The following is a 26,413-nucleotide window of genomic DNA, read 5'->3' as shown; positions in this document are numbered from 1 at the left end:
GACAGGAACCGAAGACCCGAAGCCGGCCCACAACTCGAATTCAAACTCACATGAGCAAGCAATGTGCCGGACAGCACTGGGCTTGACCCGAGGATCCCAACGCCGGCAGTGCCGCCACGCCGATGGACAGCCGCGCGGGTCCGTCACGGTTCCCGGGTCAAGCCCGGGAACGACGGCGAAGGAAAGCCGCGCGGCACCGCTACGCCAGCAGCTTCTCCAGCCGGATCGGCAGCTCGCGGATGCGGATGCCGGTGGCGTGGTACACCGCGTTGGCGATCGCCGCCGCGGTGCCGACATTGGCCAGTTCGCCGATGCCCTTGACCCCGGCCGGGTTCACCTCCTCGTCCACCTCCGGGACCATGATGATGTCGACATCCTGGATGTCGGCATTCACCGGGATCAGGTATTCGGAGATGTCGTCGTTGACGTAGCGCGCGGCGGCGCGGTCGATCTCCGTCGCCTCGTGCAGGGCGGAGCCGATGCCCCAGACCAGGCCGCCCAGATACTGGCTGCGCGCGGTGCGGGGATTGACGATCCGACCGCCGGCGAAGGCGCCGGTGATCCGCGGCACCCGGATTTCGCGGGTCAGGCGGTGCACCCGCACCTCCACGAACTCCGCGCCGAAGGCGAACATCACCTTGTCGTCCATCGGACCGCCGACGATCTTCAGCCCGCCCTTGTACATCGCCCGCGGGCCGGAGGCGCCGACCGACGGCGGCGACCATTCGGCATATTCCTCGATCACCGCCTGGTCGAGATTCTCGAACGCCGCCGCGATGTCCTGCGGTGCCGCGGAGGCGCCGCCGGAGAGCTTGCGGTTGATCGCCTCGCAGGCCTGCTTCACCACCGAGCAGACGCTGGCGGTGGTGATGGAGCCGCCGGCCACCGGTCCCGGCGGCAGGTCGGAATCGCCCAGCTCCGCCTCCACCTTGTCGAGCGGCACGCCGAGGCTTTCCGCCGCCTGCTGCGCGATCACCGTATAGGCGCCGGTGCCGACGTCGTGCCCGGCCACCTGCACCCGGACATGGCCGTCGGGCTGGAGCCGGATCCGCGCGGTGGCCGGCGACATCTGGGTCGGATAGGTCGCGGTGGCGCAGCCCCAGCCGACCAGCCAGTCGCCGTCGCGCATCGAGCCGGGCTGCGGGTCGCGCTCCGACCAGCCGAAGGACGCCGCCGCCGCGTCATAGCATTGCATCAGGGAGCGGCTGGTGAAGCGCGCGCCGCTGATCGGGCTGGTCATGGTGTCGTTGCGCCGGCGCAGCTCCACCGGGTCCATCGCCAGTGCCACGGCCAGTTCGTCCATCGCCGCCTCCAGCGCGTACATGTACGGCACTTCCGGCGGCGAGCGCATGAAGCCGGGCGTGTTGCGGTCGGCGGTGACGATGTTGACCCGGGTCCAGATGTTCGGGCTGTCGTACATCACCACCGTGTTGTCGGTGCCGGCGTTGAAATACGGGTCCATGCGGGAGGTCAGCTCCCAGGCCTCGTGCAGATAGGCCGTCAGCTTTCCGCTGCCGTCGGCCGCGAGCCGCACCCGATGCCGGGTCTCTGCCCGATAGCTGGCCGTGGTGTATCCCTGCGCCCGGGTCACGACCAGCTTCACCGGCCGGCCCAGCTTTCGCGCCGCCTGCGCGACAATCGCCGTGCGCGGGGTCACCGTCGCTTTCGAACCGAAGGCGCCGCCGACATAGGGGCTGACGGCGCGGACGTCCGAGGGATCGATGCCCAGCTGCCGCGCAACGCCATGCTTCAGGCCATAGACCCACTGGCTCGGCTCGTAGATCGTCAGCTGCTCGCCTTCCCACAAAGCCGTTGTGGAGAACAGCTCCATCGGGTTGTGGTGCTGCGGCGGCGTGGCATAGAGGCCGTCGATCTTCGTCACCGCGGCCTCCCAGGCGGCCTCGGCATCGCCGGTCTGCGGATCCTCGTGGCTCTCGTCTACCGCGGTGACCGGCTTCTCCGCCGCGCCCGGATCGTCGAAGCCGGCAGTCGGGCTCTCCGCGTCGTAGGCCACTGCCACCCTGGCGGCCGCTTCCTGGGCGGCCTCCAGGCTGTCGGCCACCACCATGGCGATGATCTGCCCGGCATAGTGGATCTCGGGCGAGGCCAGCGGCCGCAGGCTGTTGGAGGCGGCACCGCCGGCGCCAAAGAACGTCTCCTCCCGGATCGTGCCAATATTCTCGTGGGTGAAGATCTCCAGCACGCCGGGCACGGCCCGCGCCGCCTGCAGGTCGAAGCCCGCGACCCGGCCGCGGGCGATCGCCGACGTCACCAGATGGGCATGCGCCGGCTGGGGCACCGCGATGTCGGCGGCGTAGCGGGCCTGGCCGGTCACCTTCAGCCGGCCGTCCTGCCGGGCGGCCGGCGCGCCCATGTTCCGGGTCGGGTAGGTTGTCGTCTGCGCCATCGTCAGAGCTCCAGGTCCGCCGCCTGCAGGATCGCCCGCGCCAGCACCTGGCGGCCGAGGTCGAGCTTGAAGGCGTTGTGTTCGTGTGCCACCGCTTCGGCGAATTCCGCCTCGGCCGCCTCTTCCGCGACCTTCGCGGTCAGGCGCCGGCCCAGCAGCGCCTTCTCCGCCGCCGCAGCGCGCCAGGGCAGGGTCGCCACGCCGCCGAGCGCGATGCCGGAGCGGGCGACCTGCCCGTCCGCCATGTCCAGCGCCACCGCGGCGGAGGCCAGGGCAAAGGCGTAGGATTCCCGGTCGCGGACCTTCAGGTAGAGGGAGCGCCGGAACCAGGGGCGCCGCGGCACGGTGAAGGCGGTGATCATCTCGCCCCGGGCCAGCACGGTTTCCACCTGCGGCCGTTCGCCCGGCTGCCGGTGCAGCTGCTGCACCGGCATGGTGCGGGCGCCCTCGGGGCCGAGCAGTTCGACCTGCGCGTCCAGCGCCAGGAGCGCATTGGCGAAATCGCCCGGATAGCTGGCGATGCAATGGTCGGAGGTGCCGAGAACGGCATGCAGCCGGTTCTGGCCTTCCATGGCGGCGCAGCCGGATCCGGGGCTGCGCTTGTTGCAGGGCCAGTCGGTGCTGCGGAAATAGGGGCAGCGGGTGCGCTGCAGGACATTGCCGCCCAGCCGCGCCATGTTGCGCAGCTGCGGGCTTGCCGCCAGGGCCAGCGACTGCGCGAGCGCCGGCCAGTCGCGCGCCACCTCCGGATGGTCGGCGGCATCGGCCATCGACACCAGCGCGCCGAGGCGCAGTGTGTCGGCACCGGCCTCGATCCGGCCGGCCTCGCCATCGGCCAGCGGATTGATGTCGACCAGCAGCTCGGGCCGCATCACGTCCAGCTTCATCAGGTCCAGCAGGGTGGTGCCGCCGCCGAGGTACTGCGCCGGTGCGGCCGCATGACCGACAATGGCTGCAGCCGGCGCATAGCCGGACGGCGAACCGCCCCGGCCTGCGGCATGGATCGCGGCCGCCGGGTCGGCGGCGCGGGTATAGGCAAACGGCCGCATTTCAGCTCTCCGTCGGTTCCGCGACCTGCCGGATGGCGGCCACGATGTTCGGATAGGCGCCGCAGCGGCAGAGATTGCCGCTCATATATTCGCGGATCTCCGCCGGGTCGCCGGCATGGCCCTCGTCGATACAGGCGATCGCCGACATGATCTGGCCTGGCGTGCAATAGCCGCACTGGAAGGCGTCCTGGTCGATGAAGGCCTGCTGCATCGGGTGCAGGCTGCCGTCCGCACCTTCCAGCCCTTCGACCGTCGTGACCTCCTGCCCCTCCGTCATCGCCGCCAGGGTCAGGCAGGACAGCACCCGGCGGCCGCCCATATGGACGGTGCAGGCACCGCACTGGCCATGGTCGCAGCCCTTCTTTGTGCCGGTCAGGCCCAGTCCGTCACGCAAGGTGTCGAGCAGGGTGGCGCGGGGATCGAGGGCAAGGCTGTGCGCCTGGCCGTTGACCTTCAGGTCGATCGTGAAAGCCTCGGCCTGCGGTTCGTCCGGTACACGGGCCTGCGCTCCGGCAGCGGCCAGCGGCACGGCCATGCCGCCGGCGGAGCCGGCAAGGAACAGGCGGCGGCTGACCGCAGGTCCGCCCGTGGCGGTACGGCGTGTCTCGCTCATGTCGGTGATTTCCCGTGTCGCTGGACCGCGGCCCGGCCGGTCGCCGGGGGCCTATTGCAGGAGGAACAGGCGGCGTGCCCAGTGGTTCGACCCGGCAGGCCGATTTCTTTGCCGCCGGATGCCTTGGGGGCGTCTGTCCACGGTGGTAGGATGCGTGGGAGCAGCAGGCCGGGCCCGGGCCGGCCAACAGGAGATCGGCAGGACGATGGAAGTCGAGAGCAAGACGCAGGCACCCGTCGTCGTTCGGACGACGACGTCCGGCAAGGACGGTTCGGCGGATGCGAAACCGTCCGGCGGTCGCACCGTCTCCGACACGATCGCCCGCAGCCTGGAGGCGGCGCAGACCGCGATCGACATCAAGTCCGGCCTGGCGGAGGCACGGCGCAACCAGGCCGCCAGCCAGGTCTCCGCCCTGAAGGAACAGGCCGGCAGGCTGCGCGTGCTGTCGCTGTTCGCGCCGGCCGCCTTCGCGGAGTTCGTGACCGGCATGTCGAAGCAGCTCTCCGCCACCGTCTCCGCCTATGCGCAAGGGGGCGATCCGGTGGCGATCCGCAAGGATATCCGCAACCTGGCCGAATGGGTGGTGCGCATCGACCAGCAGGAAGCCGTCCCGGCGGAAGGCGCCGGCGAAGCCGGCCGTGCCGGCCAGACGGGGGAGGTCGGCGGCGCCACCTGGGAGGACCTGGTGACGGAGGTCCGCGCCTGGCTGGCGGAGGATGATGCGCGGCTGGCGGCCAGCCGCCGCAGCTGGTTCGGCAATCCGAAGGCCAGAACGCCGGAGCAGGCCCAGGACCGCGCCCTGGCGAAGGAGGCGCGCGAGGTCCAGCTGCGGCTGGAGAGCATGTTTACAATCGCCGTCTCCGGCATCGACGATGCGGACCGGGCGCGCGACCTGTCGGGGCGGCACCGCCGCACCATGAATCGCCTGGACGAGGCACTGATCACCATCGACGGCTGGAGCCGCGGCATCTCCGTCCGGCCGCCCGTCGGCGGCCTTTCCATCCTCGCCTGACCCCGGCAGCGCAGAGATGGGACAGATCCGGTTCGGCCGCGCCCAGACGCGGGTGGAGGACGGCCGCTTCCTGACCGGCCGCGGGCAATACCTGGCGGACCTGGCCTTCGACGGCCAGCTGCACGCCGCTTTCCTGCGCAGCCCCCATGCCCATGCCAAGGTGCGCGGCATCGATACGAAGGCCGCCGCCGCCATGCCCGGCGTGGTCGCCGTCTATATCTGTTCAGACTATCGCGCAGATGGCGGCGGGCCGGTGCCCTGCCTGCTGCCGGCCACCAATGTCGACGGCAGCCCGGGCGCGGAAGCGCCGCACTGGCCGCTGGCCGCCGACCGCGTGCGCTATGTCGGCGAGCCGGTCGCCATGGTGGTCGCCGAGAGCGAGACCGCCGCCCGCGACGCGGTGGAGTCGATCGTCGTGGATTTCGATGCCCTGCCGCCGGTGACGGAAACCGCCGCCGCGCTGGCAGCGGACGCGCCGCTTCTCTGGCCGGAACGCCCCGACAACCGGGCCTTCCACTGGGGGATCGGCGAGGCAGAGGCGACCGAGGCAGCCTTCGCCGGCGCCGCGGTCACGGTCAGCGAACGGCTGGTCAACAACCGGGTCCATGCCCTGCCGCTGGAACCGCGCGGCGCGGTGGCGGTGCCGGAAGTCGGCGACGGTGCGGATGGCGGCCGCTTCGCCCTTCACCTGACCAGCCAGAACCTGGATGTCGGTCTGTCCACCCTTGCACAGATGCTGGGATGGCCGAAATCCCGCATCCGCCTGCGCACGCACGATATCGGCGGCGGCTTCGGTCTGAAATTCTTTACCTTTCCGGAATATGCTCTGGTCCTCTGGGCGGCCTCCCGCCTGGCACGACCGGTCGGTTGGATTTCCGACCGGGCAGAGGCGATGCTGTCGGACGTCCATGCCCGCGACCATGTGACCGAGGCGGCGCTGGCCCTGGACCAGGACGGCCATGTCGTGGGCCTGCGCGCGACGGTCACCGCCGCGATGGGCGCCTATCTGTCCAATTTCGCGCCCTTCATCGCCACCCAGGTCGGCAATCCCTGGATCACCGGCTGGTACCGCATCCCGGCGGCCCGGGTCGATGTCCACGGCGTTTTCACCAATACCGCCTGGGTCGACGCCTATCGCGGCGCCGGCCAGCCGGAAGCCTCCTATGTCATCGAGCGGCTGATGGACATGGCCGCCCGCCGCCTGGGCCTGGACCCGGCGGAACTGCGGCGGCGCAATATGGTCGCGGCAGACGCGCAGCCCTACCGCACGGCGATGGGCGGCAGCTTCACCGGCACCGACTTCGGCGCCCTGCTCGACCGGCTGGTGGCCGATGCCGGCTGGTCGGAGCGGCGCATCCTCGCAATGTCGGACGCAGGCCATGAGGCTTCGTCCCCGCTGCGTCGCGGCGTCGGCCTGGCCTGCTACCTGGAACGCACCGAAGGGGTGAAGGAGGACCATGCCTGGGTGGAGGTCACACCCGAGGGCGAGATCCTGGCCCTGACCGGCACGCAATCCACCGGGCAGGGGCACGAAACCGTCTTCGCCACCATCGTCGCCGACCATCTTGGCGTACCGCTTGAGAAGGTGCGGGTCGTGCAGGGCGATACCGACCGTATCGCAAAGGGTCATGGCACCGGAGGCTCGCGCTCCCTGGCGGCAGCCAGCCCGGCCTTCGTCCAGGCCGCCGACAATATGGTCGAGATGGGCCGGGCGCATGCGGCGGAGCTGCTTGAAGCCGCTGCCGCCGACATCGCCTATGCCGACGGGCGCTTCACGGTGGCCGGGACCGACCTGTCCGCCGACCTGTTCCAGGTCGCGGCGAAGGCGCAGGCTGCGACCGGCGCGCCGCTGAAGGCGGAAGGCATCTACGTGCCGAACTTCGCCCCCACTTTCCCGTCGGGCGCCCATCTCTGCGAGGTGGAGGTCGATGCGGAGACCGGCCGGGTGCGAATCCTGCGCTACCTGGCGGTGAACGATTTCGGCCGGGTGCTGAACCCGATGCTGGTGGAGGGCCAGGTGCATGGCGGGGTGGCGCAGGGCATCGGCCAGGCGCTGATGGAAGGCATCGCCTATGACGCCGAGTCCGGCCAGCTGCTGACCGGCTCCCTGATGGACTATGCGCTGCCGCGGGCCGACGACCTGCCGGCCTTCGAAACCGACTTCCTGGAACTGCCGCAGCCGGACAACCCGCTGGGCATCAAGGGCTGCGGCGAGAGCGGCTGCATCGCCGCGCCATCCGCCGTGGTCAACGCGGTCCTGGACGCGCTGTCGCCGCTGGGGGTGCGCCACCTGGACATGCCGCTTACCCCGGAGAAGGTCTGGCAGGCGATCCGCGCGGCGGCAGCGCAGGGCGAACCGGACTGACCCGGCCGCCCGCGCCGCCGCCGCGCGACGCGATCAGGCCGCGAAAGCCACCTTGCCGGTGCCCACGTCGTACATGGCGCCGGTGATGATCAGGTCGCCCTTCTTCTCCAGCCCGGCGAGGATGCTGCTGCGCTGGCGGATGCGCGCCAGGGTCAGTTCCACGTTCTTTTCGGCCACCGCCTGGACGAAGGCGGCATTGGCGGAGGTGCGGTCGCTGTCGAAACCCTGGACGGCGGCAACCGCCGGCTTGATGTTGGCCAGGGTCTGGGTGAGGTTGCCCAGCACGACATCGTCGCAGGCGCCCTTCACCGCGCCGCATTCGGTATGGCCGACCACCATCAGGACCTTGGCGCCAGCGGCGGCGCAAGCGAATTCCAGGCTGCCAATCATGTCGTCATTGACGAAATTGCCGGCGATCCGGGGTTCGAAGACATCGCCGATGCTCTGGTCGAAGATCAGGTTCGCCGGGGCGCGGGAATCGATGCAGCTGACGACGGCCGCGAACGGGTGCTGGCCGGTTGCGGTGGCCGCCACCTGCGGGGTCGGATTGCACACCATCGGCTTGCCGGCTGCGAAGCGGGCATTGCCTTCCTTCAGGTAGGTCAGTGCGTCCTGCGGGCTGAGTGCCTTCTGGCTGGCCGCGGTCTGCGCAGTGCAGGTCTGCGCGGCATGGGCCGACGCCAGCGGCAGCGCAAGGCCACCGACCGCGCAGCCGCAGGCCAGAACGGTGCGGCCGGTACCGCGTAGGAACGACCGGCGGTCGTGGGTGTGGGCATTCATCTCGCGTCTCCTCGCGTTCATGGTCACGTCAAGCGCAGCCGTGATCAGATTGCCGAAGTAGACGTGAAAGGGAAGCCGAGAACCCGCTCGAAGAGGCTTTTTCCCAAAACGAGCCACGACGAACGGCTCATTGGCATTTACTGGCCGATACGGAAACTGGTAGGTATGTTATGTAATAACATTCGATTTCTTCGGCGCACTTGCAGCGCCTTCGGGTGGCGGACGCGGCGCTGCCGTCAGCCGGCCTCCGGCCCCTTGACCGCGTGCGTCTCAAAATCCCCCGGCATGACGATCTCGATCAGTTCGAAGTCGGCGCTATGCTCGATCTCGCGATGGCGGATGCCGGGCGGTTGCAGGACACAGTCGCCCGGGCGGACGGTCTTTACCCCCTGCCCCTCATATTCGAACCGCGCCCAGCCCTTCAGCACGTAGTACATCTGGAAGCCCACGTCGTGGGCATGCCACTGGCCGGTGGCGTTGTCGCCCTCGCGCGCGCGGATGACATGGGCCACCACGGCGCCGTTCGTCGCTGCCTTGATGCCCAGGTCGCGATACTCGAAATAGTTGCGCAGGCCATCGGCGCGGAATGTCCCCTCCGCGCCGACATGGTGGCTGAATTTCTGGTCGCCTGAAGGCATCCCGCCCCTCCCTCACTCCGGCCCTCACGCCGGCCCTCACTCCGGATCGTCGACACTCAGCGCCAGGATGCGGCTGATCGCAGCCAGCCCATGGCCGCTCTCCGCCGCCCAGGCGTTGAAGGCCGCCTGCACGGCCGCCATCGCCTTTGCCCCGCCGGGCGGTTTGTCGATCACCCCTTCGCGGATCAGCGCCGCCGTCACGTCGCGGGTCAGGATATAGGAGTCGCGGCCCATGGTCCGCAGCATGTAGGGGCCGGTATTGCCGCCCATGCGGCTGCCCCGTTTCTTCAGCAGGGCCAGCAGGCCGGCGAAATCCTGGTTCGGCCAGTCCGCAAAGCAGGCGGCGGCGCTGCCATGCTCCCGCGCGAGATCGAGCAGGAAGCCGGCATTCTCCCGCACCGATGCGATCTTCTGCGCGTTGCGGACGATCCGCGCATCACGGGTCAGGGCGTCCAGTTCCTCGTCCGACATCAGCGCATTGCGCCCAGGCTCGAAGCGGTGGAAGGCCGCCTCGAAACCCGGCCACTTGTTCTCGATCACCTTCCAGGAAAAGCCGGACTGGAAGATGCCGCGGGTCATCGCCGCCAGCCAGCGATCGTCGGGGATTGACCGCAGCTCCGCGGCCGGCTTCACCTCCGGCAACAGGGCTTTCAGGGCCTTCGGCCCGCCCTTGCGCGCTGCCGCCTGCTTCTCGATCTCCGCGAACCTGCGCATCCGTCCCTCCCCCGCCTGCGGTGCCTGCCGGATCAGAAGGCCGCCGGCAGGGGAGGTCAAGACGATCGGTCAGGCGTCGGGATCGGCCTTCACTGCCCCATGCGTGTCGACGGGCGGTTCCCAGCCTTCCGGCATCGGATTGACCGGCTGTCCCTGCAGGGCAGCAATGGCATCCGGCAGTGGCGTGGCCGCCAGATTGCGCGGGTCGGGGATCGGGGCGCCGTAGCGGGTCTCCATCGGCACCACGCCGGCCCAGATCGGCAGCGCGTAGTCTTCCTCGTCGTCGAGCGGACCGCCGGTGCGGATCTTGGCGGAGGCCTCGTCGATCTTCAGGCGCAGCAGTTTCGTCGCCTTCAGTTCCTGGTCCGTCACCGGGCGCAGGCGCTCCCATTGCCCGGGCACCAGGCCGTCCACGAAGGTCTTCATGCGGGCGGTGACCTCTGCCGCATCGGTCACCAGTTCGGCATGGCCGAACAGCATCGCCGCCCGGTAGTTCACGCTGCAATGGAAGCCGGAGCGCGCCAGCACCAGCCCGTCGATCAGGCTGACGGTCAGGCAGACCTGCAGCCCGTCGGCCAGGCCACGCAGGGTGCGGCTCGCCGACGAGCCGTGGAAATAGACATGGTCGCCCTCCCGCCAGTACAGGGTGGGGATCACATAGGGTCCCTCCGCGGTGGCGAAGCCCAGATGGCAGACCTGGCCCGCGTCCAGCACCGCATCCAGGCTGGCCCGGTCGTAATGGCCCCTGTGATGCACGCGCCGCAGCCGCACCCGATCGCTGGCCGGCCCCGCCGGCGGACTTGCCTCGTTCATCTCCGGATCCTTTCCGTCTTGTTTGCGACGATTGTGTCTGCGGCCCTTCTGCCGCTAGATTGGTATGAAAACCAGATCCAGTTTCTCGTGAAAAACTAATGCCAATCTCCAACCGTGGAACGGCCGATGCGGTGCTGGCCGGGATTGGCCTGGACCGCGATGCGGCGGGACCGCTTTACCGGCAGCTGACCGCGCAGCTGCGCGGCCTGATCGAAGGCGGGCGGCTGCCCGCCGGCACCCGACTGCCCGCTTCCCGTGCCCTGGCGGAGGGGCTGGGCATTTCCCGCACCACCGCGCTGCAGGCGATCGACCAGCTGGCGGCCGAGGGCTATCTGGAAGGCCGCCGCGGTGCCGGCACCTTCGTTGCTGCCCTGCCGGCGCGACCCGCAAGTGCGGACCGCCCCGACGCGCCCCCGGCATCGACCGCGACGTCGGATCCGGCCGAGGATCCCGGCCAGCCGTTCCGGCCCGGCATTCCCGACACGGCCGCTTTTCCGGCGCGGCAATGGGCGCGCCATCTGCAGGCGTCCTGGCGGGCGCCGGGCCCGGCCCTGCTGACCGCGCAGCATGGCGCCGGGCTGCCCGGGCTGCGGGCGGCGATCGCCGGCCATCTGCGCAGTTTCCGGGGCCTGCACTGCGATGCCGACAATATCCTGATCACCGCCGGGCTGCGGGACGCGCTGGCCCTGGTCGGGCATGGCCTGCTGCCGCCGGGCCGTCCCGTGGCGGTCGAGGAGCCGGGCTTCCCGCCCCTGCGCTCGGCACTGCAGGCGCAGGGGCGCCCCGTCCTGCCCTGCACGGTGGACTCGGAGGGGCTGCAGGTCGGAGCACTGGCCCGCCGGGCCGGCGCCGCATGCGCGGTCACCGTCACCCCGTCCCGCCACTATCCGCTGGGCATCACCCTGCCGCTGGCCCGCCGCCTGGCCCTGCTCGACTGGGCGGAGGCAACCGGCGCCTGGATCCTGGAGGACGATTACGACAGCGAGTTCCGCTACCAGGGCCAGCCGGTGCCGCCGCTCGCCGCCCTCGACCGCTCCGACCGGGTCCTCTACCTGGGCAGCTTCTCGAAGGTGATGTTCCCGTCGCTGCGGCTCGGCTATCTGGTGGCCGGCACCGGGATCGTGGCCCGCCTCGCCGCCTTCCGGCCGCTGCATTCCGACCCGCCGTCGCTGGTGCCGCAGCCGGCGCTGGCCGCCTTCATCGAGGGCGGCGGCTTCGCGCGCCATCTGCGCCGCATGCGCCGTCTCTACCAGGTCCGCCAGGCCTCCTTCCTGCAGGCCTTCCGGCACCACTTGGGCAACTGGCTTCTGGTGGACCCCGCACCGGCCGGGATGCACCTGGTGGCCCGGCGCGGTCCCGGCCTGCCGCGCGCCTGCTCCGATACCGACCTGTCGACCCTCGCCGCCGGGCTTGGCCTCACTGTGCTTCCGCTGTCCGCCTGCCATGCCGGCCCGATGGCCGCCGGCCGGGCCTTCGGGCTGGTGTTCGGCTATGCCGGCGTGCCGGAAGCGGTGGCGGAGACGGCCCTGGCGCGCCTCGGCCGTGCGTTCGCGGCCCATTGCGCCGCAGCCGGCAGCGATTAAGGTTCGCCCCGGCCTACCGACGAAGAGGGGAAGTGCGGGCATGACCGAGTTCACGCGCGACGCGGCGGAGAAGATCCTCAACGAGAATTTCGCGCCCTGGGTGCGCGCCCTGGACATGCGCTTCGAACGGATCGGCGATGGCGAGGTGGTGATGGTCGCCCCCTTCGCCGAGGCGCTGGTCCGCCAGGGCGGCATCATGTCGGGCCAGGCGATGATGTGCCTGGCAGACACGGCCATGGTCTTCGCCCTGCTGGCCCGCGCCGGCAGCTTCGTCCCCTGCGCCAGCGTGGACATCCACTCCACCTTCATGCGGCCGGTCGCCAATGCCGACATGCACTGCCATGCCCAGGTGATCCGGGCGGGGAAGTCGATGGCCTTCCTGAACGCGTCGATCACGGCCGGCGCCGACGGCCCGCTTGCCTTCCAGGCGGTTGGCACCTACGCGCTGCCGCAGGGCTGAGGATGCGATGAGCAACCCGGGCACACCGCGGGGCCGCCTGGCAGGCCGGACCGCCCTGGTCATGGGTGGCGGCCAGCAGGCGGGGGAGACCGTCGGCAATGGCCGGGCGGCGGCGATCCGCTATGCACAGGAGGGCGCGGCGGTACTGGTCGCCGACCTGGACCTGGACGCGGCGGAGGAGACCGCGCGCCTGATCGCGGCCGAGGGCGGGCGCGCCGCCGCGATCCGCTGCGACGTGACGGAGCCGGCGGGCTGCACCGACCCGGTCGCGGCCTGCATCGCCGCCCATGGCCGCATCGACATCCTGCACAACAATATCGGCATGACCGAGGGCGAGCGCGAACTGTCCGAACTGGACATTGCGGTCTGGGACCGGCTGGTCGACCTGAACGTCCGGTCGGTCTTCCTGACCGCGCAGGCCGCCCTGCCCCATATGCGGCAGGCGGGATCCGGGGTGATCACCAGCATCTCGTCGATCGCGTCGGTCAGCTACCTGAAGGCGCCGGTCTACAGCACCACGAAGGCGGCCATGAACATGCTGACGAAGCAGATCGCGGTGGCCAATGCGAGCTACGGCATCCGCGCCAATGTCATCCTGCCCGGCTTCATCGACACCCCGCTTTCCATCGAGCGGCGGCATCGCGAGCGGGGCATCGACCGCGCCACCGTGCGGACGGAGCGCGATGCCAAGGTGCCCCTGAAGGGCGGCATGGGCAGCGCCTGGGACGTCGCCAACGCGGCGGTCTTCCTGGCCTCCGACGAGGCGCGCTTCATCACCGGCATCGAACTGCCGGTCGATGGCGGGCAGAGCGCGCTGGCCGGCTATCGCGTCGCGGCGGACCTGGCATGAGCGATCCGGACAAGCCTCTCAGCGGATTGCTGGTGATCGCCGTCGAACAGGCGGTCGCGGCCCCGACCTGCACCGTGCGGCTGGCCGATGCCGGCGCCCGGGTGATCAAGGTGGAGCGCGAGGGTGGCGAGACCGCGCGCCACTACGACCGCGCCGTGCACGGCACCTCCGCCTATTTCGCCTGGCTGAACCGGGGCAAGGAGAGCGCGGTGCTGGACCTGAAGGCAGGGGCCGACCTGGCCCTGCTGGAGCGGATGGTCGCCCGTGCCGATGTCTTCATCCAGAACCTGGCGCCGGGCGCCAGCGCCCGCATGGGCTTCGGCGCCGCCGACCTGGTGGCGCGTCACCCGCGCCTGATCGCCGTCGACATCGTGGGCTACGGCCAGGATACCGCCTATCGCGAGATGAAGGCCTATGACCTGCTGGTGCAGGCGGAGAGCGGCATCTGCTCGGTCACCGGCAGCCCGGAGGCACCGGCCAAGGTCGGCGTCTCGATCGCCGACGTGGGCACCGGCATGACGGCCCATGCGGCGGTGCTGGAGGCGCTGATCGCCCGCGGCATCTCCGGCCGCGGCAAGGCGATCGAGATCGCCATGTTCGACGTGATGGCGGACTGGATGACGGTGCCGACCCTGTACTGGCAGATGCAGTGCCGCGACACGCCGCGCTGCGGCCTGCAGCACGCCATCATCCACCCCTACGGCGCGGTGGACTGCCGCGACGGCCAGGTCTGCGTCGCGGTGCAGGCGCCGGCGGAATGGCCGCGCTTCTGTGCGCAGGTCCTGCAACGGCCGGAGCTGGCGACCGATCCGCGCTTCGCCGACAACCCGGCGCGGGTGGAGAACCGCGCCGCGCTGCAGGCGATCATGGACGAGGTGTTCGGCGCGCTGACCCGGGCAGAGGCGCTGGCGCGGCTGCAGGCGGCGGGCCTGCCGTTCGGCAATGTCAGCACCGTCGCCGACATGCCCGGCCATCCGGCACGCCGGCAGGTCACAGTGCCGATGCCCGCCGGGGCGCCGGCGTCGGACTTTCCCTGCACCGCGCCGCCGCTGCACCCCCGCATGGTGCCGGGGCCACTGCCGGCACTGGGTGAGCATACCGACCGGATCCGGGCGGAGTTCGCCGCCTGATGCGGCGCTCCGCCCGGGCCGGCGGCGGTCAGTGTGCGAAGCTCGGCGACGGATGCTTCGCCTTGCGCGGCGGATTGCTGTCGAAATGCGCCAGCGCGGCGTTGATGTCGTCCAGCAGCATGTCCGCCATGTCGCGGCTGAACCCCTCCCGAATCACGATCCGCAGCACCTCCACCTCCTCGGCATTGGCGGGCATCGTGTAGGCGGGCACCTGCCAGCCGCGCTCGCGCAGCTTGTCGGACAGGTCGAAGACGCTGAACGCCGTCGAGTCCTTCAGCGCGAAGGCGAAGACCGGCGTCTCGCTGCCGTCGCTCAGCAGGTCGAAGCGCCCCGTGCGAGCCAGCTCCGCCGACAGGTAGGTGGCGTTGGCCTGCAGGTTGCGCATGATCCGGGTATAGCCCTCGGTCCCCAGGCGCAGGAAGTTGTAGTACTGTGCCACCACCTGGTTGCCGGGGCGGGAGAAGTTCAGGGTGAAGGTCGGCATGTCGCCGCCCAGATAGTTGACGTGGAAGATCAGTTCTTCCGGCAGTTCGTCGTGATCGCGCCAGACGATCCAGCCGATGCCCGGATAGACCAGCCCGTATTTGTGGCCGGAGACGTTGATCGACTTCACCTGCGGCAGGCGGAAGTCCCATTTCAGGTTCGGGTGCAGGAACGGCGCCACGAAACCGCCGGAAGCCGCGTCGATATGCAGCGGCACGTCCCAGCCCTGGCGGCCGTTCAGGTCCACCAGCGCGTCGTGCACCGCCTCGATCGGCTCGAACTCGCCGGTATAGGTGGTGCCCAGGATGGCGATCACCGCGATCGTGTTCTCGTCCACATAGGACATCGTCTCTTCCGGATCGATCACGTAGCGGCCCTTCGTCACCGGCACGTAGCGCGGCTCCACGTCCCAGTAGCGGCAGAACTTCTCCCAGACCACCTGGACATTGCTGCCCAGCACCATGTTCGGCCGGTCGGCGGCCTTGCCCGCGGCCGCCATGCGGTGGCGCCATTTCCACTTGAACGCCATGCCGGCCAGCATCACCGCCTCCGACGAGCCGATGGCCGACGAGCCGATCCCCTGCTCCGGCGCATGGAACAGGTTGGAGACGATGTTGACGCAGCGCTCCTCGATCTTGGCGGTGGTCGGATATTCGTCCTTGTCGATCATGTTCTTGTCGAACGTCTCCGCCATCAGCCGCTCCGCCTGCGGCTCCATCCAGGTGGTGACGAAGGTGGCGAGGTTCAGGCGCGAATTGCCGTCCAGCATCAGTTCGTCGTGGATCAGGCGATAGGCGATCTCCGCCGGCAGCTGCCCGGCGGGCAGCTCGAACTTCGGGATCGGCTCGATGCCGACCCGGCTGCCATAGGCCGGCGCCAGAAGCAGGTCTTCGCCGTCCGACGCACTGCGTTCTTTCTTCCGGTGGACCATGATGCTACCCCCTTGTGGCTTTCGGATCCGTGGCGGGCCGAGCGGCCGCCCTGCTGCCGTGGCAGTACAGCCGCCCCGCACCGCCGGCCGCAACCGTTCGGACGGCGCACCGTCCTCCACCCGCCGCCTCCGGTGCCGCAAATCACAACCCTCACGAGGCATGCATGAGCCTGGGACTGGACAGCCAGTCGAAAGGAGCCGCCGACCCGGACAGCGCCAGCCGGGCCCTGGCCCGGGGCGATTTCGCAGCTGCCGCAAGGGCCTTCGATGCGGTCCCGCAGGGCCTGACACCGGCCCAGCGCCTGGAACATGCCAAGGCGCTTGCGATGACCGGCCGGCTGCAGGAGGCGGAGCAGATGGCCATGGCGCATCTGCGCGAGCACGGCCCGAATGCCACGGCGTTCACTGTCGCGGCAATCTGCGCGTTGATCACCCGTCGCTACAGCCTTGCCCTGAGCCATGCCGCCGCCGCAGAACAGCTCGACGACAGCGTTCAGGTGACCGTCTACACCTACACGGCGCTGTCCCGGCTGGGCGCGATCCATGAGGCCAAGTCGGCGCTGCAACGCATGTACGAGCGTGAACGCGGCACCAATTTCACCACCATCAACGACCTGTCCAGCCTCTCGATGCTGCTCGGCCAGGCGGAGACTGTCGAGCGGCTGCTTGCCCTTTCCCCGCCCCTGAACGCGCAGACCGGGCGGCCCCGCTACTTCATCGCCCTGCCGAAATCCGGCGGCGCGACCGTGTGCAGCAGCATTGCCCGAATCCTGGGACTTCCGTTCGCCGGTGCCGGGGTGGACCTGGAGCGCTGGGCAGGCTTTCCCGCCCCCTGGCTTCATCCGGGCCTGCTCCGCCTGCTCGAAGGACGGCAGGTGATGTTCCTGACCCACGCCGCGCCGTTGCCGGACAATGTCGACTATCTGCGCGCGCAGGGCGTGCCCCTGAATGTCCATGTCCGCGACCCGCGGGATGCGCTGGTTTCGCTGTTCGAGATGGGGGAGACCTATGGCGCGCTGCAGCTCCTGCGCTTCGAGCGGTGCCGGCCGGGCTATGCCCTGATGGACCGGGCGGAACGGCTGGCGGCGCTGCGCCGGACCGTCTATCCGCTCTATCTCGCCTGGATCGACGGCTGGCTGAAGCTGTCGGACAGCCAGCCCGGGCTGGTGCGGTTCACCACCTACGAGTCCTTCTGCCAGGCGCCAGAGGACATGGTCGCGCGGCTGGCGACCGGCTACGGTGCGCCGGACGGCAGTGCGGCGACCTTGAACACGATGCACTTCCGCAAGGGTGTCGTGGGCGCCCATCGCGACTCCTTCTCCGAGGTCGAATCCCGCGCCATGTACGACGCGATCCCGGCGGCGGCCCGCGACCGTTTCGGCTGGCGACCTTAGCCGCCGCCCGGCTCCGCGGCCGTGGCGGGGAAATGCCGGCGGGTCGCATTGGCGAAGGCGACGAGCGACAGCATCACCGGCACCTCGACCAGGACGCCGACCACCGTGGCGAGCGCCGCGCCCGATTGCAGGCCGTAGAGGCTGATCGCCACCGCGACCGCCAGCTCGAAGAAGTTCGAGGTGCCGATCAGCGCGCAGGGTGCCGCCACCGGATGCGGCACCCGCCAGGCCCAGGCGGCGCCATAGGCAATCGCGAAGATGCCGTAGGACTGGATCAGCAGCGGTGCCGCGATCATCGCGATCACCAGCGGCTGCGCCAGCAGCACGCCGCCCTGGAACCCGAACAGCAGAACGATCGTCGCCAGCAGCGCAAGGACGGAGAGCGGCTTGAGGCGCGCGGTGAAGGCGGTGACTGCCGCATCCCCGCCCCGCCGGTGGAGCTGCCGGCGGGTGGCCAGGCCGGCAGCCAGCGGGACCACGACGTACAGCAGGACCGACAGGACCAGGGTGTCCCAGGGCACCGCGATGTCGGTGACGCCCAGCAGCAGCGCGACGATCGGCGCATAGGCGACCACCATGATCGCGTCGTTCACGCTGACCTGCACCAGGGTGTAGTTGGAATCGCCACGGGTCAGGTGCGACCAGACGAAGACCATCGCCGTGCAGGGCGCGGCGCCCAGCAGGATCAGCCCGGCGATATAGCTCTCCGCTTCCACCGGCGGCAGCCAGTCCGCGAACAGCCAGGTGAAGAACAGGACGCCGAGGCCCGCCATGGTGAAGGGCTTCACCAGCCAGTTCACCGCCAGGGTGATCACCAGGCCCTTCGGCCGACGGCCGACATGACCCAGGCTGGCGAAGTCCACGCCGACCATCATCGGGTAGACCATCGCCCAGATCAGCACCGCGACGACCAGGTTCACCTTCGCCCATTCCAGCCCCGCCAGGGCGGCGAAGAGGCTCGGCAGGACCTCTCCCAGGGCGACGCCGGCGATGATGCACAGCGCGACCCAGAGGGTCAGCCAGCGGTCGAACAGCGACATCGCGGCCCGCCCCTCAGCAGCCATTGCCGGCGGGATGCCCGCCGCAGGCCTGCAGGAAGGCGGCCAGCGGCGCCAACGCCTCCGGATTCAGGGAATAGCAGACCCGCGGCCGCTCGATCCGGCCGGTGATGATGCCGGCCGCCTTGAGAATCCGCAGATGCTCAGAAGTTGTGGAGGCGGCAAGGCCGATCTCCTCCACGATGTCGCAGCCGATGCAGGTCTGCCGGCGCAGCAGGGTCTGCACGATGCGCACCCGCGCCGGATGGCCCAGGGCCCGCGCCAGGGCGGCGACGTCGTCGGAAGGGTCGGCGGCGGGGGCGGTCCGCGGGCCGGCGGCCTCCCGTCGTGCAGCAGCAGCCATCGGCATCCCTCCGTATTTCGTCGAATGGCGAAATACGGCGAATCCCGGCCAATCGTCAAGGGCAGCCGCGGTAGGCGGGACCGGCCCGCTGTCATGCCTGCGGTCAGGCCGGCGAGCCGATGGTCATTGGCCCTCCGCGTCCCCGTCCTGCATTCCCCTGAGCGTCTCCTCGGGCACCCCCAGGCGCTCCACGGCATTCTGCAGGTGGCGTTGCACGCTGCGCGGATGCAGGTCGAGCTTCGCCGCGATCGTCCGCTCTCCGAGACCGGCACGATACATCTCGACGATGGTGCGCTGTTTCCGGGTGAGTGTACGCATCAGCACGGACAGGTCGGCCGTGACCGCCGGCCGCCCATGCCAGGGCGCCTCCGCCTGGCCGGCAATGGCCGCCTGCACCGCTTCCAGAAGCTCCTGGTTGGAGAAGGGCTTGTCGAAGAAGTCGACCGCACCGGCGCGCAGCGCCCGCACCACGGTGCGGGCATCGGCATGGCCGCTGAACACCATGATCACCAGGCCGGGATAGTTGCTGGCGACATGGTGGATCGCAGGGATCCCGCTCAGGCCCGGCAGACGCATGTCCAGCAGCAGACATCCCCGCACATCCCGCGGCAGGCCCTCGTCCATCTGCCTGACGCTGGCGAACTCGACAACATCCAGTCCGACCGACCCGCCGAGCATGGCGACCGTCGCCCGCACCGCCTCGTTGTCGTCGACGACAACGAGGACGCCCGTCCCGGACAAGATCACCGTTCCCGGATCGTGCGACGGCCCAGCCCTGCAAGGCGATCGACGACGGATTCCAGCGCCCCGCCCAGGAAGGGCTTCTCCAGCACCGCATCCGCGCCGAGCGCCTGACCGACCTCCAGGATATCCATGGCGAACCTCCACCCACCTGCCGACATCAGAAGGACCCGCGGCCCGTAGTCCATTCGCACGGCAGCGCGCAGCAACTCGTAACCGTCAAGATCGGGCAGCAGAATGTCCAGCACCGCCACCTCGAACGCAACCTCCGTCATTGCTGACCGGGCAGCGCGACCGCTGCCGCATGCAACCACATCATGGCCCCGGGCTTCCAGGCAGGCTGCGACAACCTCAAGAACAGGCTGATCGTCGTCAGCCACCAGAACCAGTACCAATCCGCCGCCCTCCTTCTCCTCTCGCCAGCTTGTCCGTCAGTGACACGTCCGGCGGCAGTCCGACAGTTTGAGACAAAAAATCTGTCCGCACGCAATCAGACAACTTTTTTTGACATTTTTTCCGTCGCAGTCGCAGTTTTTACATATACTTAATTTTTTTCATTCTTTCTGTTGTTTATTGCATTAATTTTTTATTCATCACAAGGCTGCATTTTCTCTCATCGGAAATGGAGACCGGAAGTGTTGATCACCGCCCGGGACCTCCATCGAGGCACCCATCGGAGAAGTGATTGACATGGCACTTGTGAAAAGCACGGAGATCGGCGAGACGAAGCCGAACGGGAAGCTGAACGGCGGCGGCAACGGTCACGCCCATGACGGCATGATGGCCGAGCGCAGCCTGCGGAGCGGCAGCGGCCGGCAGCAGGCGGCGTCCACCAGCGACGCCCAGCGCAAGCGGGCGCGCACCTTCGCCCGGCAGCAGCAGGCCGCGGAGCGGATCGCCGGCGCGGCCTCAGAACTGGCGGCCGGTGTCGCCGAGTCCGCGAGCGCGTCGGAGCAGCTGAAGACGGCGATGGACACCATCGCCGCCGCAGCCGAAGAGGCGTCCAGCAGCTCGCAGCAGTCGCTGAAGGCGACCGTCGGCCTGGCCGACCTGATCAACCGCTGCAAGGCGACCGCCGACCAGTCGGTGGACAAGACGGAGAACCTGCAGACCCTGCTGGTCGAGCTCCGCGGCCAGATCGAGGGCTCGATCGCCGGCATCTCCGCCTCGTCCGAGCGGCAGGGCGAATCCGTCCGCATCGTCGAGGAACTGGAGCGCCAGGCCGGCGCCATCGGCGAGATCGTCAAGACCGTCGCCCATATTGCCGACCAGACCAACCTGCTGGCGCTGAATGCCGCGATCGAGGCCGCCCGCGCCGGCGAGCATGGTCGCGGCTTCGCCGTCGTGGCGGACGAAGTCCGCACCCTGGCCGAGGTGTCGGAAAAGAGCGCCCGCGAGATCTCCGACATGATCGAGCAGATCCAGAAGGAGGTCACCGTGATCGCCGAGGGCATCCGCTCGGCGAACGAGAGCGTCAAGAGCGAGGTGGAGAACGGCCGGACCGTCTCCAGCCAGCTGGAGAAGATTCGCGACGACATGTCGTCGATCGTCGAGGGCGGCCGCGAGATCGCGCGCTTCGCGCAGGAATCCGACACCGCCGCGAAGGAGGCGCAGAAGGGCTCGGAGCAGATCGCTTCCGGCGCCGAGCAGCAGTCGGCCGCCTGCGAGGAGAGCCTGGCGGCGCTGAAGGAACAGGCGCAGGCGCTGAGCGAGGCCGAACAGGCCTCCGACGGCCTGCGCGAGGTGGCCGAGGAACTGAAGAACTCCACCGACATCGCCAAGAGCGCCGAGGAAGTGGCCTCGTCCGCCGAGGAACTGTCGGCCTCCATCGAGGAGATCAACCGCGCCTCGTCGCAGATCATGACCGCCATCGAGCAGATCCGGAAGGGTGCCGAGGCGCAGTCCGCCGCGGCGGATCAGTCCAGCGCCGCCATCGAGCAGATCCGCAAGGGGGTCGACGTGACCCGTGAGCGTGCCGGCACCGCACTGGAGCGCGGCCAGGAAATCGAGACCCTGATCGGCGAGGCGAAGGACAACATGGACCGGCTGGTCGTGGGTGTCAGCGGCTCGCTGGACGCGAACGCGAAGACCCGCGAGCAGATCGGCCGGCTGGCCGAAGTCGCCCGCAAGATCGACAAGATCGTCGACTCCATCGCCATGGTGTCCGTCCAGACCAACATGCTGGCCGTCAACGGCTCGGTCGAGGCCGCCCGCGCCGGCGAGTTCGGCAAGGGCTTCATGGTGGTGAGCACCGACATCCGCAACCTGGCCCAGGATTCTTCGGAGAATGCCGAGCGGATCAAGGACCTGGTGCGCGAGATCCAGGACCAGATCGTCACCGTCAGCACCGACATGAACGAGATCTCCAGCCAGACCAAGGTCGAGGTGGAGAAGAACAAGTCTCTCTCCAACGATTTCGTGCAGGTGAAGTCGGATGTCTCATTCGTGGTCAAGGGCAACCGCGACGTGCTGACCGGCGCCGAGGACATGCTGTCGCTGGCCGAGCAGGTCGCGGCTGGCATCGACCAGCTGAACAAGGCGGCCGGCGAGGCCGGCGCGGCAACCACCCAGGCCTCCACCGCGGCCGGCCAGCAGAGCCAGGGCACGGAAGAGCTTGCCAAGGCGGTCGAGGAAATCGCCGCGATGGCCGACGAGCTGCAGTCCGCCGCCTGACACCAGGCCGTCCGGCCGGCCCCGCGGCGGAGCGTTTGCCGCCGCGCCGCGGGGCCGGCCCCCTTGTTTGAGGAGAATCCGAAATGGATGTCCTGGAAAAAGAAGCCTCCGGCAGGCACCGCGAGGCTGCCAGCGAGACCGGCCGCGAGTTCGTGATGTTTCATGTCGGCCAGGAGGCCTTCGCCGTGCCGCTCGGCCAGGTGAAGGAGATCATCCGGATGCCGGCGCTGACCCGGCTGCCGCTGGCGCCGCCGGCGGTGGAGGGGATCGCCAACCTGCGCGGCGGCGTGCTGCCGGTGATCGGGCTGCGCCGGGTCTTCGGCTTCGGCGACAGTGCCCATGACGAGGCCACCCGGGTGGTGGTCCTCGACATCGGACGCGCCGCCGGGATCGTTGTCGATTCCATGTCCGCCGTCCGAGCCGTGGACGAGGAGCGCATCGAGGATGCCTCCCGCATCAGCAGCTCGGTGGACAGCGACCTCCTGACCGGCGTCATCAAGGATGTCGCCGACAAGGACGGCACCAAGCGCATGGTCATGGTGCTCGACATCGAGCGCCTGGTCGCCCGCGAATGCGCGGTCCGCGGCGTCGATGCCGCCGCCGGCGCGGCCGCCACGGTCACCGAGATGCTGGCGCAGAGCGCGGAAGTCCGCGGCGGCCAGGCCGAGGTGATCCGCCAGTTCGTGAGCTTCGAGGTCGACGGCCAGGAATATGCCCTGCCGATCGAGGACGTGCAGGAGATCGTGCACGCCCCCAGCGACATCGCCCGGGTGCCGAACGCACCGTCGAGCGTGGTCGGCATGGTGACCATGCGCAACCGCGTGCTGCCGATCCTCAGCCTGCGCGAGCTGTTCGGTCTGGAGCCGAAGCCAATCGGCGAGGACGACCGGGTCGTGGTGGTCTCGCCTGCCGCGACCGGACATTCGGTCACGGTCGGCGTGGTGACCGACACCGTGAAGGAGGTGCTGCGCATCGGCTCGTCGGTGATCGACCCGATGCCGGCGATGCTCTCGGCGCAGCACAACATGGAAGAGCTGACAGCCGTCTGCCGCCTCAACGACGGCAAGCGCCTGGTCTCCATCATCTCCGCCGAGAAGATGTTCGACCGTTCCGCCATGCGGCAGGCGATCGCGTCGGTGTCGGAACATGACGACAGGGCAGAGAACGGCAGCGAGGAGGCTATCGACATGCAGGACGACCGAAACGGTGCCGTGGTCGAGGAGGAGCAGCTCGTCGTCTTCAAGCTGGCCGACGAGGAGTACGGCGTGGCGATCGACGCCGTGCAGGAGATCGTGCGGGTGCCGGAGAGCCTGACCCGCGTGCCCAACACGCCTGCCTTCATCGAAGGCGTGATCAACCTGCGCGGCACGGTGATCCCGTTGGTCGACCAGCGCCGCCGCTTCGGCCTGCCGGGGCTGGAGCGCAACGAGCGTCAGCGCATCGTGGTGTTCACCGTGCGCGGCATCCGGACCGGCTTCATCGTCGACTCGGTGACCGAAGTGCGCCGCATCGCCCGCTCGGCGATCGGTCCTGCGCCGGAGATCTCCGAGGCGCAGCAGAAGCTGATCCGCCGGGTTGCCAACCTGGAGGCGCAGAAGCGGATGATCCTGCTGCTGGATACCGACCAGCTGCTGGACACCAAGGAGGTCCGGCAGCTCGAAAAGGCTGCCTGACGCGGTCGGCGGCTGCCGGACCCGCCCCCGAAAGGTCCGGCGGCCGCCCCCTCCACCCCGAAGACCCAGTGAAACCCGTTCGGAACGATGAAAACTGTCCTGGTTGTCGACGATTCCGCGCTGATGCGCCGGCTGCTGGTCCGCATCCTCACCGAGGGCGGCTTCCGGACGATCGTGGCGCGCAACGGCGCCGATGCGCTGGAAATGATGCGGAGCCACCGTCCCGACGTGGTGACGCTGGATATCAACATGCCGGAGATGGACGGGCTGACCTGCCTCGCCCGGCTGATGGAGGAATGCCCCGTCCCGGTGGTGATGTGCTCCTCGCTCACGGAGCAGGGCGCGATCGCGACCTTCGAGGCGCTGGAGCTGGGCGCGGTGGATTTCATCCACAAGCCCGACGGCACCGTCTCCCACAGCATCTACCGGGTCGAGGACGAGATCCTGCAGAAGGTGCGCGCCGCCAGCCGCGCGCGCCTGCGGCGGGCGACCGGACTTCGGCAGCGCCTTGCCACCGCACGGCAGTCGGCCGCGGAACGGAAGGTCCCTGCCGCAACCAGCCTGCAATGCCTGGTGGTGATCGGTGTCTCGACAGGTGGCCCGGCCACCCTGGAAGACGTTCTCGTGCCACTGCCGGCGGACTTCCCGGGCGCCATCGTGATCGCCCAGCACATGCCGGCCGGCTTCACCGCCACCCTGGCAGAGCGGCTCGACCGGATCTGCAGCCTGACCGTCGCCGAGGTTACCGGGATGACCGAGATCCGGCCCGGCCAGGTCTATCTGGGCCGCGGCAATGCCGATGTCGTGGTCGCCCGACGCGGCCAGGCGCTGACGGTGACCAGCGCGCCGATCGACGCCGGCCTGCTCTGGCATCCCTCCGTCACCCGGCTTGTGACCAGCGCCATGGCCCATGTCGCCCCGGAGCGCCTGATCGGCGTGCAGCTGACCGGCATGGGCGATGACGGGGCGACGGAGATGGTCGAGCTGAAGCGGCGCGGCGGCCGCACCATCGCGGAAGCGGAGGAGACGGCCGTGGTCTTCGGCATGCCGAAGGAGGTGATCGCCCGTGGCGGCGCCACCGCGATCCTGCCGAGCCGCCGCATCGGACGCGAACTCAGCCGCTGGGCCACCGCCCAGTCCGGCCGCATGGCGATCTGAGGAGAGCGAGATGGGACTGATGAAGGCGAGCGGCTTCCAGCCGCTGATCGCGGCGGAACCCGAGCCGGCCGCTTCGGGTCACGCCATCCCCGATCCTGCCGATCGGGACCCGGCCGAGCTTCTGTGTTCCGCCGCACCGGCCGACCGGTGCCTTGGCGCCCGCCTGCTCGGCCAGCGGCCGGACAGCGAGGCCCTGCTCCTGACGCAGCTGGACGGCGAGTGCGACCCGGCGGTACGGGAGGCGATCCTGCTCGGATTGCTGGCCCTCGGCTCCGACGAAGCCGCCGCCGGCCTGGTCGAGGTGCTGCACAGCGACGATGCCGGCCTGCGCAATGCCGCCATCGAAACCCTGTCGGCGATGCCCGAGGCGGCGGCGCCTCTTGTCGACGCGCTGCTGGAGGATGCCGATTCCGACATCCGCCTGCTGACCTGCAACATGCTGCTGTCGCTGCCGCATCCCGGGGTCCCGGCCTGGCTTTGCGCGGTCGCCGAGCGGGACAGTCACCCGAATGTCTGCGCTGCCGCGGTCGATGCCCTGGCGGAGGTCGGCGATCCCGGCTGCGTTCCGTCGCTGCAATCCGTCGCCGCGCGGTTTCCCGACGACGCCTTCCTGCGCTTCGCGGTCGACGCCGCGATCCAGCGCCTGGGCGGCGCGTGATGGTTGAGATCGATGACATGGAAGCGGCGGCGGAGACCCTGCCGGTCAGCGACGACGAGCTGGACCGGTTCTGCGAGTTCTTCTACCGGCGGACCGGCATAAGGCTGGACCGCAAGAAGCGCTACTTCCTGGAACGGCGCCTGGTCGAGCGCGCCCTTGCCTGCAATGCCCGGAGCTTCTCGGAATACTTCCAGATCCTGAAGTTCGGCCGCACCGCCGGCGAGCTCGAAACCCTCATCAACGAGATGACGGTCAACGAGACCTATTTCTGGCGCGAGAACTACCAGTTCGACTGCATGACCCGGCGGCTGCTGGACGAGATCGCCGCCGACAAGCGGCCCGGCGACAGGATCCGCATCTGGTCGGTGCCATGCTCCACCGGCGAGGAGCCCTACACCATCGCGATCCAGATCCTGGAGAACTGGCGCCACGCCGACCGCTACGACATCGAACTCTACGCCTCCGACATCGACAGCGCGGTGCTGAAGCGGGCTGCCGAAGGCATCTACGAGGAGCGCGCCCTGTCGCGGCTGCCGGCGGCCTACAGGACGAAGTATTTCCGCCGGCTTGACGAGCGCCGCTGGCAGGTGATCGACGCCCTGCGAGGCTCGATCGCGTTCGGCCGGACGAATCTCTTTGACCCGGTGCAGACCGCCCGTTTCCGCGGCATCGACCTGATCTTCTGCCGCAACCTGCTGATCTATTTCGACGACGCGTCCCGGCGCATCGCGGCCGCCAATATCCACGAGGCCCTGAACCCGGGGGGCTTCGTCTGCCTCGGCCATTCGGAAAGCATGAGCCGCATCAGCAGCCTGTTCAGACCGCGCCAGTTCAAGGAAGCGCTGGTTCACCAGAAGCCGTCGTGAGCCGAGGAGCCATGAGCGAGA

The 26,413-nt window shown here is 69.3% G+C and carries 24 protein-coding genes; 12 read left to right on the top strand and 12 right to left on the bottom strand.

Going from position 1 to position 26,413, the window contains the following annotated elements:
• Positions 1–199 precede the first annotated feature (199 nt).
• Genes ACFOGJ_RS01010 through ACFOGJ_RS01000 form a run of 3 tightly spaced genes read right to left on the bottom strand, consistent with a single transcriptional unit; the run spans position 200 to position 4,069 of the window.
• Positions 200–2,407 carry a xanthine dehydrogenase family protein molybdopterin-binding subunit gene (locus ACFOGJ_RS01010; protein WP_379897522.1) on the bottom strand — a complete coding sequence of 736 codons (2,208 nt, stop codon included), beginning with the start codon at positions 2,405–2,407 and terminating at the stop codon, positions 200–202.
• Between the two features lie 2 nt (positions 2,408–2,409).
• Positions 2,410–3,456, bottom strand: coding sequence for an FAD binding domain-containing protein (locus ACFOGJ_RS01005; protein WP_379897521.1), 1,047 nt, complete (start codon positions 3,454–3,456; stop codon positions 2,410–2,412).
• 1 nt (position 3,457) lies between these two features.
• Positions 3,458–4,069, bottom strand: a complete 612-nt coding sequence (locus ACFOGJ_RS01000) for a (2Fe-2S)-binding protein (RefSeq protein WP_379897520.1) — start codon at positions 4,067–4,069, stop codon at positions 3,458–3,460.
• 205 nt (positions 4,070–4,274) lie between these two features.
• Between ACFOGJ_RS01000 and ACFOGJ_RS00995 the strand changes: the two genes are divergently transcribed.
• Positions 4,275–5,081: a hypothetical protein gene (locus tag ACFOGJ_RS00995; protein ID WP_379897519.1), complete on the top strand. Its 807-nt coding sequence runs from the start codon at positions 4,275–4,277 to the stop codon at positions 5,079–5,081.
• Between the two features lie 16 nt (positions 5,082–5,097).
• Positions 5,098–7,446: a xanthine dehydrogenase family protein molybdopterin-binding subunit gene (locus ACFOGJ_RS00990; protein WP_379897518.1), complete on the top strand. Its 2,349-nt coding sequence runs from the start codon at positions 5,098–5,100 to the stop codon at positions 7,444–7,446.
• Positions 7,447–7,479: 33 nt separating this feature from the next.
• On the opposite strand, the gene ACFOGJ_RS00985 is transcribed toward ACFOGJ_RS00990, so the two are convergent.
• From ACFOGJ_RS00985 to ACFOGJ_RS00970, 4 genes are all read right to left on the bottom strand, one after another.
• A complete protein-coding gene (locus tag ACFOGJ_RS00985) occupies positions 7,480–8,226 on the bottom strand; it encodes a carbonic anhydrase family protein (protein ID WP_379897517.1) in 747 nt (248 codons plus the stop codon).
• A 236-nt stretch (positions 8,227–8,462) separates the two neighbouring features.
• On the bottom strand, positions 8,463–8,864 hold the full coding sequence (locus ACFOGJ_RS00980; RefSeq protein WP_379897516.1) for a cupin domain-containing protein: 402 nt from the start codon (positions 8,862–8,864) through the stop codon (positions 8,463–8,465).
• A 36-nt stretch (positions 8,865–8,900) separates the two neighbouring features.
• On the bottom strand, positions 8,901–9,578 hold the full coding sequence (locus ACFOGJ_RS00975; protein WP_379897515.1) for a DNA-3-methyladenine glycosylase I: 678 nt from the start codon (positions 9,576–9,578) through the stop codon (positions 8,901–8,903).
• A gap of 69 nt (positions 9,579–9,647) precedes the next feature.
• On the bottom strand, positions 9,648–10,391 hold the full coding sequence (locus ACFOGJ_RS00970) for a pyridoxamine 5'-phosphate oxidase family protein (protein ID WP_379897514.1): 744 nt from the start codon (positions 10,389–10,391) through the stop codon (positions 9,648–9,650).
• 98 nt (positions 10,392–10,489) lie between these two features.
• On the opposite strand from ACFOGJ_RS00970, the gene pdxR reads away from it, so the two are divergent.
• Genes pdxR through ACFOGJ_RS00950 form a run of 4 tightly spaced genes read left to right on the top strand, consistent with a single transcriptional unit; the run spans position 10,490 to position 14,414 of the window.
• On the top strand, positions 10,490–11,974 hold the full coding sequence (gene pdxR / locus ACFOGJ_RS00965; protein ID WP_379897513.1) for a MocR-like pyridoxine biosynthesis transcription factor PdxR: 1,485 nt from the start codon (positions 10,490–10,492) through the stop codon (positions 11,972–11,974).
• A 40-nt stretch (positions 11,975–12,014) separates the two neighbouring features.
• Positions 12,015–12,434 carry a PaaI family thioesterase gene (locus ACFOGJ_RS00960; RefSeq protein ID WP_379897512.1) on the top strand — a complete coding sequence of 140 codons (420 nt, stop codon included), beginning with the start codon at positions 12,015–12,017 and terminating at the stop codon, positions 12,432–12,434.
• A 7-nt stretch (positions 12,435–12,441) separates the two neighbouring features.
• Positions 12,442–13,284 carry an SDR family NAD(P)-dependent oxidoreductase gene (locus ACFOGJ_RS00955; RefSeq protein WP_379897511.1) on the top strand — a complete coding sequence of 281 codons (843 nt, stop codon included), beginning with the start codon at positions 12,442–12,444 and terminating at the stop codon, positions 13,282–13,284.
• Positions 13,281–14,414 carry a CaiB/BaiF CoA transferase family protein gene (locus ACFOGJ_RS00950; RefSeq protein ID WP_379897510.1) on the top strand — a complete coding sequence of 378 codons (1,134 nt, stop codon included), beginning with the start codon at positions 13,281–13,283 and terminating at the stop codon, positions 14,412–14,414. The genes ACFOGJ_RS00955 and ACFOGJ_RS00950 overlap by 4 nt, the downstream gene beginning before the upstream one ends.
• Positions 14,415–14,442: 28 nt before the next feature.
• Here ACFOGJ_RS00950 and ACFOGJ_RS00945 read toward each other — a convergent pair whose 3' ends face one another.
• Positions 14,443–15,828 (bottom strand): glutamate decarboxylase, encoded by a 1,386-nt coding sequence (locus ACFOGJ_RS00945; RefSeq protein WP_379897509.1) that lies wholly within the window; start codon positions 15,826–15,828, stop codon positions 14,443–14,445.
• Positions 15,829–15,992: 164 nt separating this feature from the next.
• Here ACFOGJ_RS00945 and ACFOGJ_RS00940 point away from each other — a divergent pair, with 164 nt between their 5' ends.
• A complete protein-coding gene (locus ACFOGJ_RS00940; protein ID WP_379897508.1) occupies positions 15,993–17,222 on the top strand; it encodes a hypothetical protein in 1,230 nt (409 codons plus the stop codon).
• On the opposite strand, the gene arsB is transcribed toward ACFOGJ_RS00940, so the two are convergent.
• The 4 genes from arsB to ACFOGJ_RS00920 form a co-directional block, all read right to left on the bottom strand.
• The gene (gene arsB, locus ACFOGJ_RS00935; RefSeq protein WP_379897507.1) at positions 17,219–18,262 is read right to left on the bottom strand and encodes an ACR3 family arsenite efflux transporter; all 1,044 of its coding nucleotides are present in this window, start codon (positions 18,260–18,262) and stop codon (positions 17,219–17,221) included. The two genes, ACFOGJ_RS00940 and arsB, sit on opposite strands and share 4 nt — an antisense overlap.
• A 13-nt stretch (positions 18,263–18,275) precedes the next feature.
• Positions 18,276–18,623 (bottom strand): ArsR/SmtB family transcription factor, encoded by a 348-nt coding sequence (locus ACFOGJ_RS00930; protein ID WP_379897506.1) that lies wholly within the window; start codon positions 18,621–18,623, stop codon positions 18,276–18,278.
• Between the two features lie 123 nt (positions 18,624–18,746).
• Positions 18,747–19,364: a response regulator transcription factor gene (locus ACFOGJ_RS00925; protein ID WP_379897505.1), complete on the bottom strand. Its 618-nt coding sequence runs from the start codon at positions 19,362–19,364 to the stop codon at positions 18,747–18,749.
• 2 nt (positions 19,365–19,366) lie between these two features.
• Positions 19,367–19,759 carry a response regulator transcription factor gene (locus ACFOGJ_RS00920; protein WP_379897504.1) on the bottom strand — a complete coding sequence of 131 codons (393 nt, stop codon included), beginning with the start codon at positions 19,757–19,759 and terminating at the stop codon, positions 19,367–19,369.
• Positions 19,760–20,054: 295 nt separating this feature from the next.
• On the opposite strand from ACFOGJ_RS00920, the gene ACFOGJ_RS00915 reads away from it, so the two are divergent.
• The 5 genes from ACFOGJ_RS00915 (at position 20,055) to ACFOGJ_RS00895 (ending at position 26,392) form a co-directional block, all read left to right on the top strand.
• Positions 20,055–22,037, top strand: coding sequence for a methyl-accepting chemotaxis protein (locus tag ACFOGJ_RS00915; protein ID WP_379897503.1), 1,983 nt, complete (start codon positions 20,055–20,057; stop codon positions 22,035–22,037).
• Positions 22,038–22,120: 83 nt separating this feature from the next.
• Complete coding sequence (locus ACFOGJ_RS00910; protein WP_379897502.1) at positions 22,121–23,710, top strand: chemotaxis protein CheW; 1,590 nt, start codon at positions 22,121–22,123, stop codon at positions 23,708–23,710.
• A gap of 87 nt (positions 23,711–23,797) precedes the next feature.
• On the top strand, positions 23,798–24,868 hold the full coding sequence (cheB, locus tag ACFOGJ_RS00905) for a chemotaxis-specific protein-glutamate methyltransferase CheB (RefSeq protein WP_379897501.1): 1,071 nt from the start codon (positions 23,798–23,800) through the stop codon (positions 24,866–24,868).
• Between the two features lie 10 nt (positions 24,869–24,878).
• Positions 24,879–25,526 carry a HEAT repeat domain-containing protein gene (locus ACFOGJ_RS00900; RefSeq protein ID WP_379897500.1) on the top strand — a complete coding sequence of 216 codons (648 nt, stop codon included), beginning with the start codon at positions 24,879–24,881 and terminating at the stop codon, positions 25,524–25,526.
• Entirely contained in the window at positions 25,526–26,392 is an 867-nt protein-coding gene (locus tag ACFOGJ_RS00895; RefSeq protein WP_379897499.1) for a CheR family methyltransferase, read from the top strand. The genes ACFOGJ_RS00900 and ACFOGJ_RS00895 overlap by 1 nt, the downstream gene beginning before the upstream one ends.
• Positions 26,393–26,413 lie beyond the last annotated feature (21 nt).

The organism is Marinibaculum pumilum (assembly GCF_042646425.1).
GTDB classification, from domain to species: Bacteria; Pseudomonadota; Alphaproteobacteria; order Ferrovibrionales; family Ferrovibrionaceae; genus Marinibaculum; species Marinibaculum pumilum.
Note: the sequence above shows the minus strand (reverse complement) of the source record. Positions and strands in the feature narration are given on the sequence as shown.

Bases quoted from the DNA above. Each gene is read 5' to 3' on its own strand.
- ACFOGJ_RS00950 (WP_379897510.1), top strand. From the start codon at position 13,281: ATGAGCGATCCGGACAAGCCTCTCAGCGGATTGCTGGTGATCGCCGTC.
- pdxR (WP_379897513.1), top strand. From the start codon at position 10,490: ATGCCAATCTCCAACCGTGGAACGGCCGATGCGGTGCTGGCCGGGATT.
- ACFOGJ_RS00940 (WP_379897508.1), top strand. From the start codon at position 15,993: ATGAGCCTGGGACTGGACAGCCAGTCGAAAGGAGCCGCCGACCCGGAC.
- ACFOGJ_RS00975 (WP_379897515.1), bottom strand. From the start codon at position 9,578: ATGCGCAGGTTCGCGGAGATCGAGAAGCAGGCGGCAGCGCGCAAGGGC.
- ACFOGJ_RS00960 (WP_379897512.1), top strand. From the start codon at position 12,015: ATGACCGAGTTCACGCGCGACGCGGCGGAGAAGATCCTCAACGAGAAT.
- ACFOGJ_RS00995 (WP_379897519.1), top strand. From the start codon at position 4,275: ATGGAAGTCGAGAGCAAGACGCAGGCACCCGTCGTCGTTCGGACGACG.
- ACFOGJ_RS00985 (WP_379897517.1), bottom strand. From the start codon at position 8,226: ATGAATGCCCACACCCACGACCGCCGGTCGTTCCTACGCGGTACCGGC.
- ACFOGJ_RS00900 (WP_379897500.1), top strand. From the start codon at position 24,879: ATGGGACTGATGAAGGCGAGCGGCTTCCAGCCGCTGATCGCGGCGGAA.
- ACFOGJ_RS00910 (WP_379897502.1), top strand. From the start codon at position 22,121: ATGGATGTCCTGGAAAAAGAAGCCTCCGGCAGGCACCGCGAGGCTGCC.
- ACFOGJ_RS00955 (WP_379897511.1), top strand. From the start codon at position 12,442: ATGAGCAACCCGGGCACACCGCGGGGCCGCCTGGCAGGCCGGACCGCC.
- ACFOGJ_RS00915 (WP_379897503.1), top strand. From the start codon at position 20,055: ATGGCACTTGTGAAAAGCACGGAGATCGGCGAGACGAAGCCGAACGGG.
- cheB (WP_379897501.1), top strand. From the start codon at position 23,798: ATGAAAACTGTCCTGGTTGTCGACGATTCCGCGCTGATGCGCCGGCTG.
- ACFOGJ_RS00945 (WP_379897509.1), bottom strand. From the start codon at position 15,828: ATGGTCCACCGGAAGAAAGAACGCAGTGCGTCGGACGGCGAAGACCTG.
- ACFOGJ_RS01010 (WP_379897522.1), bottom strand. From the start codon at position 2,407: ATGGCGCAGACGACAACCTACCCGACCCGGAACATGGGCGCGCCGGCC.
- ACFOGJ_RS00930 (WP_379897506.1), bottom strand. From the start codon at position 18,623: ATGGCTGCTGCTGCACGACGGGAGGCCGCCGGCCCGCGGACCGCCCCC.
- ACFOGJ_RS00980 (WP_379897516.1), bottom strand. From the start codon at position 8,864: ATGCCTTCAGGCGACCAGAAATTCAGCCACCATGTCGGCGCGGAGGGG.
- ACFOGJ_RS00970 (WP_379897514.1), bottom strand. From the start codon at position 10,391: ATGAACGAGGCAAGTCCGCCGGCGGGGCCGGCCAGCGATCGGGTGCGG.
- arsB (WP_379897507.1), bottom strand. From the start codon at position 18,262: ATGTCGCTGTTCGACCGCTGGCTGACCCTCTGGGTCGCGCTGTGCATC.
- ACFOGJ_RS00895 (WP_379897499.1), top strand. From the start codon at position 25,526: ATGGTTGAGATCGATGACATGGAAGCGGCGGCGGAGACCCTGCCGGTC.
- ACFOGJ_RS01005 (WP_379897521.1), bottom strand. From the start codon at position 3,456: ATGCGGCCGTTTGCCTATACCCGCGCCGCCGACCCGGCGGCCGCGATC.
- ACFOGJ_RS00990 (WP_379897518.1), top strand. From the start codon at position 5,098: ATGGGACAGATCCGGTTCGGCCGCGCCCAGACGCGGGTGGAGGACGGC.
- ACFOGJ_RS01000 (WP_379897520.1), bottom strand. From the start codon at position 4,069: ATGAGCGAGACACGCCGTACCGCCACGGGCGGACCTGCGGTCAGCCGC.